General features: G+C 40.1%; 14 protein-coding genes. 8 read left to right on the top strand and 6 right to left on the bottom strand.

The window, feature by feature from the left end; all coding sequences use genetic code 11:
* Positions 1-578 precede the first annotated feature (578 nt).
* The 6 genes from purU to ACYQ28_RS05805 all read left to right on the top strand — a co-directional run bounded on the left by purU (position 579) and on the right by ACYQ28_RS05805 (position 6,521).
* Positions 579-1,469, top strand: a complete 891-nt coding sequence (gene purU, locus ACYQ28_RS05830; RefSeq protein ID WP_460048739.1) for a formyltetrahydrofolate deformylase — start codon at positions 579-581, stop codon at positions 1,467-1,469.
* A 259-nt stretch (positions 1,470-1,728) separates the two neighbouring features.
* On the top strand, positions 1,729-2,475 hold the full coding sequence (locus ACYQ28_RS05825) for a competence/damage-inducible protein A (protein WP_460048737.1): 747 nt from the start codon (positions 1,729-1,731) through the stop codon (positions 2,473-2,475).
* A gap of 385 nt (positions 2,476-2,860) precedes the next feature.
* Positions 2,861-3,472: a MarC family protein gene (locus ACYQ28_RS05820; RefSeq protein WP_460048736.1), complete on the top strand. Its 612-nt coding sequence runs from the start codon at positions 2,861-2,863 to the stop codon at positions 3,470-3,472.
* 276 nt (positions 3,473-3,748) lie between these two features.
* Positions 3,749-4,939, top strand: a complete 1,191-nt coding sequence (locus ACYQ28_RS05815) for a hypothetical protein (RefSeq protein ID WP_460048734.1) — start codon at positions 3,749-3,751, stop codon at positions 4,937-4,939.
* A 244-nt stretch (positions 4,940-5,183) separates the two neighbouring features.
* Positions 5,184-5,522 (top strand): hypothetical protein, encoded by a 339-nt coding sequence (locus ACYQ28_RS05810; RefSeq protein ID WP_460048733.1) that lies wholly within the window; start codon positions 5,184-5,186, stop codon positions 5,520-5,522.
* Positions 5,523-5,669: 147 nt separating this feature from the next.
* Positions 5,670-6,521: an ATP-grasp domain-containing protein gene (locus ACYQ28_RS05805; protein ID WP_460048731.1), complete on the top strand. Its 852-nt coding sequence runs from the start codon at positions 5,670-5,672 to the stop codon at positions 6,519-6,521.
* A gap of 47 nt (positions 6,522-6,568) precedes the next feature.
* On the opposite strand, the gene ACYQ28_RS05800 is transcribed toward ACYQ28_RS05805, so the two are convergent.
* From ACYQ28_RS05800 to ACYQ28_RS05780, 5 genes are all read right to left on the bottom strand, one after another.
* On the bottom strand, positions 6,569-7,765 hold the full coding sequence (locus ACYQ28_RS05800; protein ID WP_460048730.1) for an alginate export family protein: 1,197 nt from the start codon (positions 7,763-7,765) through the stop codon (positions 6,569-6,571).
* A gap of 387 nt (positions 7,766-8,152) precedes the next feature.
* Entirely contained in the window at positions 8,153-9,022 is an 870-nt protein-coding gene (locus ACYQ28_RS05795; RefSeq protein WP_460048729.1) for an ABC transporter ATP-binding protein, read from the bottom strand.
* Positions 9,023-9,058: 36 nt separating this feature from the next.
* Positions 9,059-10,078, bottom strand: a complete 1,020-nt coding sequence (locus ACYQ28_RS05790) for an ABC transporter permease (protein WP_460048727.1) — start codon at positions 10,076-10,078, stop codon at positions 9,059-9,061.
* 124 nt (positions 10,079-10,202) lie between these two features.
* On the bottom strand, positions 10,203-11,606 hold the full coding sequence (locus tag ACYQ28_RS05785) for a CmpA/NrtA family ABC transporter substrate-binding protein (RefSeq protein WP_460048726.1): 1,404 nt from the start codon (positions 11,604-11,606) through the stop codon (positions 10,203-10,205).
* Between the two features lie 371 nt (positions 11,607-11,977).
* Complete coding sequence (locus tag ACYQ28_RS05780; RefSeq protein WP_460048725.1) at positions 11,978-12,649, bottom strand: molybdenum cofactor guanylyltransferase; 672 nt, start codon at positions 12,647-12,649, stop codon at positions 11,978-11,980.
* Between the two features lie 209 nt (positions 12,650-12,858).
* On the opposite strand from ACYQ28_RS05780, the gene pdxH reads away from it, so the two are divergent.
* Together pdxH and ACYQ28_RS05770 are read left to right on the top strand one after the other, a co-directional pair.
* Entirely contained in the window at positions 12,859-13,503 is a 645-nt protein-coding gene (pdxH, locus tag ACYQ28_RS05775) for a pyridoxamine 5'-phosphate oxidase (RefSeq protein ID WP_460048724.1), read from the top strand.
* Between the two features lie 32 nt (positions 13,504-13,535).
* Positions 13,536-14,099: a DUF1415 domain-containing protein gene (locus tag ACYQ28_RS05770; protein ID WP_460048722.1), complete on the top strand. Its 564-nt coding sequence runs from the start codon at positions 13,536-13,538 to the stop codon at positions 14,097-14,099.
* Here ACYQ28_RS05770 and ACYQ28_RS05765 read toward each other — a convergent pair.
* A complete protein-coding gene (locus ACYQ28_RS05765; RefSeq protein WP_460048720.1) occupies positions 14,083-17,241 on the bottom strand; it encodes a non-ribosomal peptide synthetase in 3,159 nt (1,052 codons plus the stop codon). The two genes, ACYQ28_RS05770 and ACYQ28_RS05765, sit on opposite strands and share 17 nt — an antisense overlap.
* Positions 17,242-17,515: the final 274 nt, after the last annotated feature.

The following is a 17,515-nucleotide window of genomic DNA, read 5'->3' as shown; positions in this document are numbered from 1 at the left end:
AGAGGTTCCAATCGTTTCATCTTTACTGGCTCGCGCGTTAATCAGAAATTTTTAGCCAATATTGAATCGAGAAAGCTCGACTCGATCACAAGATCGGAGCATGTGTAAAAAGCATCAGCTATCGGTTGCAACCTTAGCATTAAATACGACGAAAAAAGTCGACACACTGTCAACTCAACACGTCATTTATAGTGACGTTTTATTGCAACTTACTTACACCGAGAACCTTGACAATAGATTATTTGGCACAAATTGTTCCATTTCCTAGGATACAACTATAGGCTTTTTAAATAATACAAAAGTGCTGAATTGTTCAAATATTCACTGAATAATTGAACAATTTACGGTTATTAACGTGGGTCGTGCGTTGACCGTATAGTTTTGAGACCTCAATGCAAGACATTCGGCCAGTTTCTGCCTCTGTCATCAAAATTCAAGTCTTCTATGGTATATTGCGGCACTTTTTCGATGCATACACCGGCCGCTTTTATTGTTGGCAACGGTAACAATCTTTGTGCATCGATAGGATTGCATTCCTTCACAAGGAAAGTTTGATTTACGAGTATCTGGATACACACATGACCAGCCAAATCACCAAACCTAACAACGATATTGTTGAGGAAGTTGTTCTGCGCTTTAGCTGCAAAGATCAACCCGGTATTGTTGCGGCAGTAGCCAATATGTTTGCGCTTCAAGGATTTAACATCAATGAATCCAATCAATTTGAAGACCCAAATAGCCACAAGTTTTTTATGCGTACCGTGCTGAGTTCTTGCCAAGGCGAAAAATCATTATCGCAAGTGCGACAAGCGTTTGAGCCCTTAGCGCGACGCTTCGAAATGGATTGGCAACTGAACGATTACCGCTATAAGCCTCGTGTTGTGATTGCTGTGTCCCAGTGGGGGCACTGTTTAGAGCACCTATTGAATTCTTGGAAACGAGGTGTGTTACCTATCGATGTGGTCGCTGTGGTGTCTAATCACGAAGTAATGCGACCTCTGTGTGAGTGGTACCAAGTGCCTTACCACTATTTACCGGTCACCAAAGATACCAAATCCGATCAAGAGCAGGCTATCTTGCAATTAATGAACGATACCTATGCCGATTTTTTAGTGTTAGCTCGCTACATGCAAATCTTGTCAGATTCGTTGTGCCAACAGTTGAAAGGCCGAGCCATTAACATTCACCATTCATTTTTACCCGGCTTTAAAGGTGCACGTCCTTATCATCAAGCGTTTAATCGCGGTGTTAAACTCATTGGTGCTACGGCCCATTATGTGACACCCGATCTGGATGAAGGCCCAATTATTGAGCAGGCCGTGGAGCGTGTTAATCACGCTAACTCGGCGGAGGAAATGGTTGAGATCGGTAGAGATGTAGAGCGCGTGGTATTGAATCGGGCGGTAGCTTGGCATGCCCAACACAGGGTTCTGCTCAATGACGATAAAACCGTGGTGTTTCCCCGTTAATGTTAATAAATTTAACGATTGGTACCTCTAATTACTTCGACACGATTTGATCAAGGAGCAGACATTGAATACATAACTTTCAATGTCTTCTCAATTTCAATCACTTACCGTTCTTGAGATTGGCGATACATGCTCGTGTCGCTCGTGCAGTTTTGGTTAATCAGAGAATCCTATCTTTTCATCCGGTAAGATGAGATCTGCGTACCTGCTCGTTTGAAACTGTGATCAAGCCGTTTTTGTTGTACCGGATGGAGTAAATATGGGCATTGGATTAATTGTTATTGGTGATGAGGTTTTGTCGGGTCGAAGAGTCGACAAGCATCTCCCCAATCTTATCGAGCTGCTAAAACCGCGCGGCTTGGTGTTAAGTTGGGTGAAAATACTCTCGGATGATCGAGATCTTCTTTTGCATACCTTTAAAGAAAGTTTTGCCAGTGGTGATTACGTATTTAGCACCGGCGGAATTGGCAGTACACCCGATGATTTAACCCGTGCTGTTGTCGCCGAAGCCTTAAATGTTCCTCTTGAGCAACACCCTGTAGGTTTAGAATTGCTTAACGAATTTGCTCGCGAAAACGACAGAGAACTCTTGCCTCATCATTATCAAATGGTCGAATTTCCCGTTGGCTCAGAAGTCATTCCCAATCCGGTCAATAAAATTCCGGGGTTTTCTGTTAATAACCACTTTTTTACGCCCGGATTTCCTAAAATGGCCGAGCCTATGATGGATTGGGTATTAACGCACAAGCTCCATCATCTTGTTGATCAGCATTACTGCGAAAAATCTGTTTTTGCCATCGGCGCCCATGAAAGTGTGGTAACGCCCTTAATGGAAACCTTGGTTGCTAACTATCCAACGTTGAAACTATTCAGCCTGCCTATGATGAAAGACGGTGAGCGGCAAATAGAGCTGGGATTTAAAGGCAACAATGAGTTGGTTGAGCAAGCAATGTCTGAATTAATTGCGGGTGTAGAGGCCTTAGGTTTTTATTGCAAAAACGACTGATCTTTGAGCTCACACGTTTTACGGAATCTTCAATTAACCTACGATTTTAATTGAAGGTTCTAATAGGAACCTCTGATTAACTCATCTATGATTTAATCAGAGAGCTGAAATTGACCATGCGATTGACAATTTCTTGCCAATTTCAATCACGTACAGCTCTTGAAATTGGCGACACATCCTTGCTTGTGTCGTGAGAAACTCTAGGTTAACCAGCGTTTCCACTACTAAAAAATAACCCTAAATTAAAAGTCTGTTGAACAACAAAACGCCTCTCAGCTGTCGCCATAATATTTCTCGAATTTTCTTGCCTTGGCTCATAACCAAACTCTACATTATTGGTCTTAGAGAACTTAACTCCTAAATACTTAAGGCCAGTACCGCTAAAATGCTAGATAAACTGATTCAAGACTTTCTGATTATTTGGGCAACCATAGATCCTTTAGGCACCATGGCATTGTTCGCCGCACTTACCGCTCATTTAACACCTGAAAAACGTAAAGCCACGGCGATTAAAGCCATCATTTATGCGGGTAGTGTTTTATTGGGAGCCATTATTGTTGGTCAAATTGTGCTCGGCGCCATGGGCATACGTTTAGTTTCTTTCCAATTGGCCGGCGGCATTATTCTCTTCTTATTTGGCCTACAGATGATTTTTGGATCAGGCTCAGAAAACGCTAATCGCGATAGCGAGCACGACATGGCGGTCTTTCCATTAGCCATTCCTGCCACGGCAACTCCGGGGGCCATATTGGCGGTTATTTTATTAACCGATAACAACGTTTATCCAATTACCGCCCAAATAGGAACTGCCTTAATTATGCTTGCGGTATTGGGCATTACCTTACTGCTATTATTGTTCTCATCGCGAATCATCAAAGCCATAGGTTTAGGTGGTGCTAATATTTTAACGCGAATCATGGGCATGGTATTGGCTGCACTGTCTGTAGAGTTAGTAATGAATGCGTTGGGTGTAAAACAATGGATGCCGGGAAGCTAAATTATTTTTAGCGTATGTGTTTGTAATAATATAAGATTTTTAATTGGCAGTTCTTGAACTGCCATATTTTCGATAGTAGAAACATTAATGGAACCTCTGATTAACTCATCCATGATTCAATCAGAGGGCAGAAATTGACTATGCGATTGACAATTTCTTGCCAATTTCAATTACTTACTGTTCTTGAAATTGGTGACACATCCTTGCTTGTGTCGCGAGAAACTCTAGGTTAATCAGAGTTTCCTATTATAACTACCGTACAAAAAGGAATAGATGATGAATTATAAGGGAAGTGTTCTGGCGTTAGGGTTTACGCTGTTAACGGGTTGTGCAACAACAAATCAATTTACCGTTGCAGAGTACGACGATCTACCCGACGAAAAACTTCCCCCAGTTTCTATCTATTTTCAAACACCGTCCGATGAGCTGTCGGAATTCTGTAGTAACTATGACAAGCAATCAGCATGGCACTTTTGCGCGACCAATAACGTGCACTTGCAATACTTTTACGAAGAATTTAAAAACACAAATCTTTTTGAAGATGTTTATTACGCAAAATCTGACGTTGATTTTAATATCTTAATTAGTGTTGCAAATTATTCACAAACCTCCGGTAAATCAATAGGTCAAAATACGCTTTCTGCGGCGACATTATTAATTGCGCCTCTTACCAGTGAAGAAACTTATCGGGTTGATGCTGCTCTAGTTTGGAACGGCGAACTTATTGAACAATACCAGCAAGATATTCCTTTTGTGGCGAACAGCAATCTTTTTACTGTGGATCAAAACGATTCCGCCGATATTGCTAAAAGTATCACCTCGCACATTATTAAAGACTTTCAAGAGAAAAATGTTTTCGCACCTGAAAATGTGAATAAAAAATTGAAGGCCAGCAACTATGTGGATGATTTAAAACTGCCAGAGTTTGCTGGTGAATATTCACTAAATCAGAAAAAAATCTTTCATAATCCTTTGTTTGGTGCTGTAAATCGCTATGTACATGAGCAATTTGAGTTTGATTACGTAGATGTATTCGTCTACCCAGTAAGACATTGGGATTTATCCAATTCCGACAAAGTACTGATTAGAGAAATGGATGTTGTAAAACATGAGATTAATATTTTTCTAAAAGAACAAGGTGTTGAGCAAGCCAGTTTTAATGAAGTGGAAATTCGTCCTATAAAACGCACTACCGAAAGCGGAGAAACTCTTTTAAATCTGGCGTCGTTGAGTGGTAGTTACACAATTAACGATGGTGGTAACTTTAAAACGGTGATTTATTTGTGTCAGCTAAAAGATAAATTTGTTAAATACCGTGTGACCTTTGAAGATGATGCGGATTTAAGTAAACAAGTTGAATTTTTTGTAGAAAATCATCTACAGCAAATAGAAGTTCCTAATGAGTCTCTATTTATGGCTAAAATTCGACAAAGCTGGAGGGCGAACTCGCAAGAGTCTTTGAATTGAAAGTGTTTTTAGAATATACGATCAACTGATTTTGAGATTTTTAAATCTTTATTTTGAAATTAATTCTTAATGTTAGCAATCTTGTTGGTATCTATTTTTTTACACCATTGCTTAATGCTTTAGTTTACATTTAAGAACTAATTTATATATAGTTTTTCATTGTTTTTTATTTACACTGTATGGCCTATGTGGCCATTGCATAAAAGCTGATGGTTTAAATTCAATTCTGTGTGTTAAAAGTTTTATGAAAAAGTATTTATTTGTATTTTTAATTATTTTGGTTCCAACGGCTTTCGCCGATGTCTGCACAGGTTTACCTGACCGAGTTCATTTGGCTGCTAATGGTGGCGTTAGTTTAATTTCCCAAGAGATCTATGAAAGTAGTAAAGGTAAGCAGATTTGCAGTGTCCGAGAAACATGGAAAGGTGTTGCTCCCGAAGTTTGTAACGGCTGGTACTCACTTATTTTGACTACATTAGCACAAAAGCAACCTTTAAAAATTCAATATTTAAATGATGTTCAGTGTGTAAATGTATTAGACTGGGCTGACGCAGAATCACCTCATGCATTAATAACAAATTGATGGTTTATTGCTTGCAGGTTCTAAAGAGCTCTATTATTTACAGCTCAAAATACTTACCCTTCAATAGATGATTCTCTGATTTAAAGGTGTTGCGTGTAATTTTGTTTTTGTACAAAATCCGCCACCTTTATTTTCTATGAGACCTATATGAAAGTTGTTTCTTTTAATCTTTTTCGTACCTTAGGTTTAGAATCAAATAAAGAAGTTGATTTAACTTACGTTAAGCCAGAGGCTTATGAAGCCAATCCAGATCGTTTTTTTTCGCTTTTAAGTTCAGCGGATTGGGTGTTGTTCCCTGAATATTGGCAGCTCAATTCATTACTCTACGGGTGTGAGTGTCAAATTTTTCCAAGTCCTGCGACCTATCGCATCGGTCACGATAAGATCGAGATGAGCCGTGTTGCTCAGTTACTTTTTCCGATAAATACACCTCAAACTTGGATCTGTAAGAATACACCTGAGCAGGCAGATCGTATATGGAATGAGTTATCAACACCGTTTGTGGCTAAATTGCCTAAGGCTTCTCAGGGTGTTGGTGTTTGGTTGATTGAAGACTATGTACAGTGGAAGCAGTATGTGTCTATAGCCGACAGTTTGTACGTTCAGGAACAGCTGCCGATTGAGAAGGATTTGCGTATTGTTTTGGTTGGAGGGGAGGTGGTTGCTTCTTATTGGCGGCACCAATCTGATAGAAGTTTTCATACCAATGTATCTCGTGGTGGTACTGTAGACTATAAAAATATTCCCGATCAAGCCATTGAGTTTGTATTAACATGGGCAAAAACACTGGGAATTAATCATGCAGGTTTTGATATTGCGATGGTTGGTGACAGGCCTTATTTCTTTGAGTTCAATCGACTTTTTGGAACCCAAGGTATTCCTGGCGGTGGTAAAACCATTACCGACGCAATATTTAAATATCTATTAGATAATGGTGAAGATCATCGTCCGCTTTCGCCAAATAGTTCTGGTCGAAAATGGCTAAAAATTGCCAGTTAAAAAAAGCCTCTTTAAAAGAGGCTTTTTTTATTACGTTGGATAATTGATTAGAACGCTTTACTAACCCAAACCCAAACTTTATCGGTATCAACCGCTACATCATCAGCGCTGTAGAACGCGGCTTTAATACCCGCTGAATATTTTTTACCGAATTTAAACGCGTATTGTAAATCTAATTCGCTGCCCAAATCGGAAATTGCTGCTGTGTCTTCGTCGGTATCGAATTCATGATAGACAACGGTTGCGTTGCCTGGGCCTACTTTGGCGCTTAAGCTTAGGTAGGTATCTTCTAGCCCGGTTGCTGGAGTATTTAAGAAAATATCTGCCCAACCGTTGAATTTATGTAAGGTAGCTAACGGCGTAGAAAAACCGTATTGGCCGTCGTCAGAACCTAAAAGCTCGTAACCAATTTTGGCGGTAATGTTGGCAACCTTAACACCGGCTTCTAAGAATAAATAATCAGCATCGAAATCGGTATCGGTTTCTTGGGTGGCAAATTCCGCGTGGTACAAAAATTTCGCCTTCTCATTAATTGCTGCGCTGCCGTCTAAGCTAATACCGTAGGTATCAAGCTCAGTGTCGTTTTCTTCGTTTTCAAGTAGGTAAGAGTAACCAACAACTTTACCGATTGCGGTTTTGAAACTAACGTTACCAATGAAATCTTTTGAATCGATGTCGGCGTCGTCAGCAAAAATGCGATTACGCTTATCTAAATAAGCACCTGTTACGGTAATTTCTTTGGTTGGATTATACGCAACACTTAAGGCATCAAATGTTTGACGATCTTGCCTCCAGCCAACATCACCAATGAAGCGTTGTCCGTCTAATACAAATACTTGACGACCTAATTTTGCGGTAAGAGTTTCGGTGCCGTATTGCACAAAGGCTTGGTCTAGCTCGGTAACTTCTGGATCTGCCACTACAGAAAATTCACCGGTATTAAAGCCCGTTTGAGGGACCGAGAAATCATCTTCACCTAACACAACTCGGCTATCTTCAATTTCTGCGGTAGCAGAGAAATGATTGACTTCCGCGGTTTTAAATCCAATACGTGAACGAAGAGTAAGAGCGCTTGCGTCATCTAAGGCGTTATCTTGATCTACGGATTCGTAACGTAAACGAAAGTCACCGTAGAGTTTTGCACCTTCAAGCATTTCAGTTAATACGTCGGCATTGACGCTGAAAGAACTTGTGGTTGCCGCACAAACGGCCAGAGTAATAAGAGATTGTTTAAGATGTTTCATTCGATTGTCTCCTAACGATTCAAGTCCAGAAATGCTTTATAAGGATTGTTCCCTGGCTGTTAAAATCAATTAATATAATATGTATTTAATGCAAGAATTTTTTACCCACTTTTTAAGTTTTATTATGTGGGTAGGGTGCAACTCCCTTTGCAAGTGACATCTTGTCCAAAAAGTAAAACAATTCCAAAAGGTAAAATAATAAATTTTTAGAATCTCTTATTAACTCATCTTTGATTTAATAAGAGGGCAGAAATTGAAAATGCTATTTTCAATTTTTATACAATTTCAAATACTCATCGTTCTTGAAGTTGGCGACACATCCTCGTGTCGCAGAAACTCTGAGTGAATCAGAGTTTCCTTTATTTAATTTACGCTTATTGATACGGCTCAAGCGGCGACACTTTTTTTGGCGGGTGTCGATGGTGTGTTGCTGTGAGCAACCGCCTCAATCTTTTTTGGTGTTTGCGGAACGTCTTTTTTAGAATGACGTTCGTGTAAGAATTTTAAGACTTCGGCGCGGTAATGGTTGTATGTTGGATCATCTGCCAGTACTAAACGCTCACGTGGACGAGGTAAATCTACTTCTAATATCTCGCCTACAGTTGCCGCAGGACCATTGGTCATCATAACGATACGATCTGATAACAAAACGGCTTCATCAACATCGTGCGTAATCATAATAACGGTGTTGTTTAATTCGTTTTGAATTTCCATCAATGAGTCTTGCATGTGTGCTCGGGTTAGCGCATCCAGTGCACCGAAGGGCTCGTCCATTAATAAAACTTTTGGTTGCATCGCCAAGGCGCGAGCGATACCAATGCGCTGTTTCATACCACCAGAAATTTCGTCCGGGCGTTTATGCATGGCATGGCCCATGTGCACTAATTTTAAATTATGTTCGGTCCACTCATGACGCTCTGCTCTGCTTTTGCCTTTCATGACTTTATCGACGGCAAGACGAACATTTTCGTAGCAGGTTAACCAAGGAAATAGCGAATGGTTTTGGAATACAACCGCCCGATCTGGACCCGGTTCAACCACTTCTTTGCCTTGCAAAATTACGCCGCCTTGGGTCGCTCTGTACAGGCCTGCAACAATATTTAATACGGTAGATTTTCCGCAGCCGGAGTGACCTATTAACGAAATAAATTCGCCTTGTTTAATTTTTAAATGAACATTGTCTAATGCTTTAAACGGACCATTAGGCGTTGGAAATTCGATAGAAACGCCAGAAATGTCTAAGTATGTACCTGTCATGGTGAACCTCTTAATATTTAATGCGTGACGCAGCGTTTATCGAACTTCTTGTGTTTTATCGTGGGACACCGCTTTTTGTAGAGTCAGCATTACTCGATCTAGTAAGAAGCCGATAATCCCGATAACAAATACTGCCACTAAAATTCTACCTAACGAGTTCGAGCTACCATTTTGGAATTCATCCCAAACGAATTTACCAAGGCCTGGGTTTTGCGCCAGCATTTCTGCGGCAATTAACACCATCCAGCCCACACCAAGTGATAGGCGTAAACCTGTAAATATCATGGGTAATGACGCAGGAACGACTACTTTAAATATTTTGGTTGGCCAACTTAAACGTAGAACTCGGCTTACGTTAATAAGGTCTTTATCGATAGTTGAAACACCAACTGTCGTATTAATGAGTGTTGGCCAAAGTGAACAAAGCGTTACGGTAAAAGCTGAAATCACAAACGATTTTGCGAGAATCGGGTCGTCCGTTGTGTACAGTGCACTTACCACCATGGTGACAATAGGTAACCATGCAAGAGGTGATACTGGGCGGAAAATTTGAATTAATGGATTTAATCCTGTGTAAATGGTTGAATTTAGACCGCAAATAATACCAACTGGAACTGCAATAATTGAGGCTACTGCAAAGCCGACAAAAACGGTGTATAAGCTGGTAAAAATCTGATCGAAAAATGTTGGTGAACCAGTGTACGGACGAATTTCTTTAGGTTCTTCGCCTTTTGCAATTCGTTTTTCATTACGCTCTTCTTGGCGTTCATAAAACGTTGCTTCTTTTTCGCGAGCTTCAACGTGCTCAGCTATTAATGACTGAAATTGTTCCCAGGTTTGGCTGGGTCCTGGAAGGTTACCTAAGCTGGTTTCAATATTTTTAGCGGCAACAGACCAGAGTAATAAAAAAATTAAAAACGCGGCTAAAGGTGCGCCTAGACTCGAGAGTAATTGATTCAATTGAGCCTTTGGATTTTTTCCCGCCAATATGTTGGCAATAGGAATTAACCAGCTCATGCCTGTAAGCTCGAAAAATCGAATACTGCGATTTAACATGTGCTTTACCTTCGTATTCTGTGCGCAGCATATTAAGATGCCGCGAGTTAATGAATGATGTTATGGCTTGATTTTTACGTGTAATTTGAGAGGGCGGAGAATATCTCCGCCTTATAAATGTTGCTTAAAGAACCGTGTCGCCTTTTAAACCAATGCTGAATTTTTCTAGATATTCATTTGGTTTGCGGCCGTCGTAGGTAATATTGTCAATAAAATGTGTTTGAGGATCGCGGAAACCGTCTGTACCAAACGGGAAATCCTCTTTCTTCATTTTGCCTTCTTCAATTAGCATCTGAGCAGCTTGCATATAGATTTCTGGCTTATACACTTTTTTCGCAACTTCAAAGAACCAGCTGTCGGATTTTGGCTCGTCGATTTGTCCCCAGCGACGCATTTGCGTTAAGTACCAAATGGCATCTGAATAATAAGGGTAGGTTGCGTAGTAACGGAAGAATACGTTGAAGTCTGGAACAGAGCGCTTGTCGCCTTTTTCGTATTCAAAAGTACCGGTCATTGAGTTGGCAATAACGTCGTAATCGGCACCAACGTAATTAGGTTTCGATAGAATTTTTACAGCGGCTGGACGGTTAGCGTTATCATTTTCGTCCAACCATTTGGCGGCGCGAATTAATGCTTTAACAACGGCTAAATGTGTATTTGGGTTTTCTTCGGCCCATTTGTTGGATACACCGAATACTTTTTCTGGGTTGTTTTTCCAAATTTCGTAATCGGTAACAACTGGAACACCAATACCTTTAAATACGGCTTGTTGGTTCCAAGGTTCACCGACACAGTAGCCATAAATAGTACCGGCTTCTAAGGTAGCAGGCATTTGTGGTGGCGGTGTTACTGATAATAAAGCATCGGCATTAATGGTGCCCGAAGTATCACCTTTGTGTGGAGCGTAATACCCTGGGTGAATACCGCCAGCAGCTAACCAATAACGAAGTTCGTAGTTGTGAGTGGATACCGGAAATACCATGCCCATTTTAAAAGGTTTGCCTTCGGCCTTGTATTTATCCACAACCGGTTTTAAAGCGTCTGCTTTAATTGGGTGAACAGGTTTTCCGTCAGCTTGTTTTGGAATATTCGGCTTCATTTGTTCCCAAATATCGTTGGAAACCGTAATACCGTTGCCGTTTAAATCCATGCTAAATGCAGTAACAACGTGCGCTTGTGTACCAAAGCCAATGGTTGCACCTAACGGCTGACCGGCAAGCATGTGTGCGCCATCAAGTTGGCCATCAATAACGCGATCCAACAATACTTTCCAGTTGGCCTGTGCTTCGAGCGTTACATAAAGTCCTTCATCTTCAAAATATCCATTTTCGTAGGCAACTGCCAAAGGAGCCATGTCGGTCAATTTAATAAAACCGAATTTTAGATCTTCTTTTTCTAACTCTAATTCTTCGGCTGTTACTAAGCCAGTTGCGGTTAATGCAATTGAAGTAACTGCTGCACCTAAAAGATGCTTGAATAAAGTTATGCGCTTAAATACAGATTTTGCGTCCTGATCTCGTTTTTCCATTTATGACTCCTAGATACCCTAATGTGCTATGAAATGGCTAATTGGTTCTATGCTCTTACATCGCAATTCCCTTGCCAAAGTTTCAAAATGGCGCTTTTTTGGCAAAAAATCTATAAAAATCAGGAGATTAAATGGGGCGCTTGGTTATCATTATTGATCATTGATCAAAAAATAATAGGTCAATAATAATGCAAATATTAATTCTGTGATCAATAGTGGTGAATTAATTTATTTTAAATCGCACCAATGAAAAGCAAAATGATAAATACTGTGATCTAAAATAAATTCAAAAAGTTATCGTTTGATGAGATTTATCGAATTGGATATTTTTTGGAATTTGTAATATGTATTTTATTGGTGCAATTTTTTGGTTAGATAGGGTCGAGAAGGTCTGACGGAGTATTAATGTTTAAAAAGGTGGAAGGATCTAAAAAGCTAAAATCAACGACGTTTGGATCAATATGCGAAAGCCAAGCATGAAAGCTGTATTTTTGAGAGGTGTTCAGAAATTCTGCCAGTGTCTTATAACTGCTCGATTGCCAGACACCGATAATTGGATGGAGTTTATCGCCTTGGGCCGCAATAACGCAGTCGCAGTTATTTTGATAAAAAGAATTGAGAAGACGAACAGGAATTTCTGTATTAAGTAAGGGGGTGTCTACCGGACAGGTATACACCAAAGAGTGCGGATTTATTTTGTATGCCCAACGCAAGGCTGTGAACAGTCCAGCGAGAGGGCCCTTGTTGGTAAATTGAGGTTCATCTTCAAGTACATCAATCACGGAGATGTTTGACGAGCGGGTTTTTAAGAACTCTTCAAAGCGAGATTTTAATTTAGAGCTAGACGAAATGGCGCAGGTTGTTATGTCGGCCTTGCAGAGATGATTCAATGCAATGTCTATAAGGAGGCTGTTTTCCCGCGTCATGAAAGGCTTGTCGCTCCCGTTCATTCTTTGGCTTTTGCCACCGGCGATCACACACCCGAATACGGCTGCGGCCGCAGGTTTATCAGTCGTGTTTTCGTACGGCGGGTGATTGTTCATTGATTTGAATTAGGTCGTTGCACAGTAGCGCGCGTTTTGTGGTTAATCTCAAGGGTTATTGAGGTAACTAGGATTGTAAACCTAGATTTCTATTATAATGAGAACAATCCGTATCAACCATTCGTTGTTTTTCAGAGAGCTTCAATTTTCTCTGAACTCAATTTGAAATGGCAACGTAACACGTTTAATCATTTACCGGTATTACGCTAATGGCTGAAGAAATAAGCGGTTTGCGCAGAGATTATCAACTGGCGCAGCTGAAAGAAGACGAAATGCTCACAGATCCCATTGAGCAGTTTCAAATATGGTTAAAGCAGGTTATCGACTGGGGTATTAAAGATCCTACGGCAATGACCGTAGCGACAGTGTCACCGGATGGTCAACCGTCACAGCGCATTGTTCTGCTCAAGCAGGTCGATGAGCGCGGTTTTGTGTTTTACACCAACTACGAGAGTCGTAAAGCCCAAGAATTATCGATCAATAATAAGATCAGTCTGCACTTTCCGTGGCATTTTGCCGAGCGCCAGGTAAAGGTGTGTGGTGTTGCGCAAAAGGTATCCACGGCGGAATCCTTAAAATATTTCTCGTCACGTCCCGAAGAAAGCCAGCTCGCGGCTTGGGCGTCGAGCCAAAGTCGTCCAATCGATTCTCGATCAATGTTGATGGCACAATTTGCGCGAATGAAAGAAAAGTTTAAAAACGGCCAAATACCCTTGCCCGATTTTTGGGGTGGTTATCGAGTGGTTCCTCATGAGATTGAGTTTTGGCAAGGTGGAAGTCATCGATTGCACGATCGTTTGGTTTATCAAAAAAATGAACAAAACCAATGGCTAATGTCGCGGCTTATGCCTTAATCATCAATTGATCAATGAGTTGTTCGAATAAAATGCAAGAAATTAATCGAGATGCAGTATTGGATTTGACCTCCAAATGGCTCTCACAAGTTGTTATTGGCCTGGGTTTATGCCCATTTGCGGCCAAACCTTGGTTGGAAGAAAAAGTTCGACTGGTAGTATTTGATGGCGAAGATTTACCGCGGTTAACAGAATTACTGCAAGAAGAGCTGGTGCATCTCAACAATACTCCGTCAGCAGAGCTTGAAACAACGTTGGTGATTACGCCAAATTGTTTGGAGGATTTCTTTGATTACAACCAATATTTAGACGTAACTGATCGTCTGATTGAAGTTAATGATTGGGAAGGGATTTTTCAGATTGCGAGTTTTCACCCTAATTATCAATTTGGCGGAACAGAGGCCGAAGATCGTGAAAATCTTACTAATCGATCCCCGTATCCCATTTTTCATTTGTTAAGAGAGTCGAGTATTGCCTGGGCAGTTGAGGCTCATCCAGATCCAGATTCTATTCCTGATACCAATATTCGGCGTATGGATGCATTGTCCGACGAAGAGGTCGCCGGTCTTTTCCCGTATCTTAAGCCCCAGATTTAGGGGCTTTTATAAAGTGATCAAGTTGCGGCGACAGAATTTCGATAACGGTTGCCAGAATATTTTCATTTTCGTCTTTGAATTGATTGATTCGTCCATAGGCTTTGGTGTTTTTTGTAACCTCGTTAAGATTAAACAGAGACTTCAATCGATTCGTATTGCCGATTGCAAATAGATACAGAGGTTCACAGGAATAAATAATATTTTGTTCTTGTAATATGGTGCCAAAGGGCTTATCGCCGTTGATTATTTGTGCTTTAAAATCCTGGCGTTTGTCTGAGAGGTTTACCGTGATCAGTGCCTTAACCGCTATGTTTTTTGTTCCCTCGATGATTAAATCAACTTTTCGTGTGTAATAGGCTCCTTCGTGTTTAGAGTTGTGAACTTTCGGTGTGAGCTTTTTTTCGAGAGCTTTTTCCAAATTGGCAGTAAGTTGCGATTCGGTCGCGATAAATGCGTTGTAAGGATTGGGTATATCAGAACTCTTTACAATCTGCGTGTCAGACGAAGACAATTGAAAGCCAGATAATGCGTCTGAAAAACTCAAAAGTGCATGGTCACTAGTATTTAATTCATCGATACTAATCGGATCAAATGCGGCCATGTATTGGTTAATGTCATCAGTAATAGCTTTGGCTTTTTCGGGCATAATAATGTCAATATGATTTCCCTGAATAAATCTGTGCGTAATCGGTGTTGTAAATAAATTTTGCCAGGGTCTGATGTCAAAAAATTTTCGAGCCGCATTTTTGGCGATGCCAAGCAAACCTGTTGATTTTAATTCGGCTGTTAAGAATAAAAAATCCCTAATGGTTTGCGGTTTGAATTTATAATTGGCGATAGATCGAGTAAGTGCTAGATTGACTTTCTCCTCTCTGGCTCGCCAACCTGTTGTTTGTCTACCGGTTATTTTGAGTAATAAATTTTTACATTGTTCTTTAATGTGACGGAGTTTGATGCCTCTTGGTGCGAAGCAATCCAAAAATATGATGGTAACCACTTCGCGATGATGAGCTAAGAGCTTTCTATACAGCTCAAAACCAATGCAGCCGCCCAGAGAATAACAGGCCAAAGCAATTTTACCGTGTGGATGTTTCTTTGTGATCTCGGTGAATAATAAATCAACCAGTTCTGGCAAGTTTGCAAAGGTAATAGGGCCACCCGAATAACCGGGATATTCAAACGCAAAAACGTTGCGATATTTTAGCATCTCAGATGCCAGCGCTCGGAAAGACAGCGCATTACCAAACATGCCCGGTATGCAAAATAAGGGAATATTGTCTTCGGCGTTGTTGTTTTTTTCTAAACGTTTGAATTGAATTAAGGTTTTTGAGTCTGCTTTGTGCATATTTTCAATAGCATAGGCAATGTCTCTGGGCGTAGAAGCCTCAATCAATGATGAAGCATTAAATGGCACTGCAAATTTATTGGATAACACCATCGCCAAATCTACGGCATTTAATGAGGTTCCGCCGTGGTCAAAAAAATCAGAATCCAAATCGATATCGTCATCTTTTAATATTTCTGTAAAGGCTTCAATGGCTCTTTTTTGATAACTGTTTTCGGGTTCACCTTCGCCGGGCTTGCTGGACGATTTTTTAAAATTGTATTCTTTTAATTTTGTGTGATCTATTTTACCGGCAGAGTTTTGCGGTAAAGAATCCAAGAATGCCCAACGGGTTGGTATCATAAAGGGTTGTAAATGATTACTTAAATATTCTCTTATCGGTTTTAAATCCAATTCTTCAGGAATAATAAAGGCTGCAAGATAGGGTTCTTCGTTGTCAGGTGTAAACAATTCCACTGCGCATTCTTTTACTTCTGGCTGACTTAAAATTGCTTGTTCGATTTGTCTTAATTCTACGCGTTGACCGCGAATTTTCACTTGTCGATCTTGTCGTCCAAGAATATAAAGGGCGCCGTTTTGATCGATATATCCTAGGTCACCCGAGCGATATTCAATAACATTCGAATCTTCGCGGTAGAAGAAATTTGATGTTGAAATCTCGGGTTGTTGCCAATAACCATGTGCTGTGTACGCACTTAAAATAATAATTTCACCGACTTCATTTGACGCCAGCTCTTGGCCTTGATCGTTGATTATTTTAATGGTTACATCGCTGTAGGGTTCTCCCACAGAGATATTTTGGCCTTCGAGTGTGTGTTCGGAAACGAATTGTCTGCTAATGCAGCTGGTTTCCGTTGAGCCAAAACCATTATACAACGCAAAGAGAGTCGCATAGTCTTTTTGCCATAATTCAATATCGGATTTTAATAAGGGTTCACCCGCCAGTTGTACACATCTGAGCGATTTAAAAATTGATGTATCGTTTGTTTCGCTCAGAATTTTTCGAAAGCTGCTAGGTGTTGTGTACAGCAAACTTATTTTGTGATTTTGAAGCCATTCGTAAAAGGCCTGAGAACTATTTTTGTGAACGTTAAAAATACACAAGCAAGCGCCTGATTTTAACGCACCAAAAATACTAAAAATGCTTGGCGTGTAGGTACACGCCTGAATTAAACCAATGGTATCACTCGTTAAAACGCCAAAGTCATTAATATAGTGATTAACCGAACGCAGTAAACTTTGATGTGTATGCAAAACGCCTTTGGGAACACCGGTGCTGCCCGAGGTTGATAGTAAATAGGTGGGGTTATTAGGAGAAATGTTCAGAGCAGGTTTAGTGCTGTCTTCAAAATGGATAAGTTCATCTATATTAATAATTGCAATTGTCTGTTGTAACAACTCAGTTTTATACGAATTGTTGCTATCGGTAATTAATAATACAGGTTTATTAATGCGCAATAGATTATCAATTTGCGATTCGGGTGATCGCGTATCTATTGGGAAGTAAGCGCAACCTGCGGCTAGGGTGCCGATAATGGCGAAAATTAATTCCGGTGTGTGATCAATTAATAGTGCAATAATAACGGTGGTGTCGTTTGACTGATCGCCCGTTCTTATTGATTCCTGTGACAGGCACGAAGAAACTCCATTGGCTATTTTATAGGTAATTTTTTGAAACGATTGATAATTCCAAAATTTACCGTTTTCACATTTAAGAGCTTCTTGATTTGGGTGGCGATCGCAGATACTCCAGATTTGTTCGATAATATTGTCTTCTTTGACAATCCTTCCATCCATTTTGGTCTGCTCTCCTCCATCTATTATTCACTTACCTGAGCGTCGATAGCGTTGTATTGCCTCGTCAAGCTGTATATTTAAAAACGTTTATATAAGATAAAAACAATTTAATACAATCTATATTTTTTCTATACATACTGTGATATTTGAAAAAGTGTGATGAAAGTAGTAATAAATTACAGCTTAACTGTGATTTTGGTATGTTTTTTTATAATTAATTGTGATAAGAACCAATTTTTGGTCGAGATATGAATTTTTTTATAACTATTTTTAG

This window comes from Sessilibacter sp. MAH1, assembly GCF_054658315.1.
This window is presented reverse-complemented; position numbering and strand designations above follow the sequence as displayed.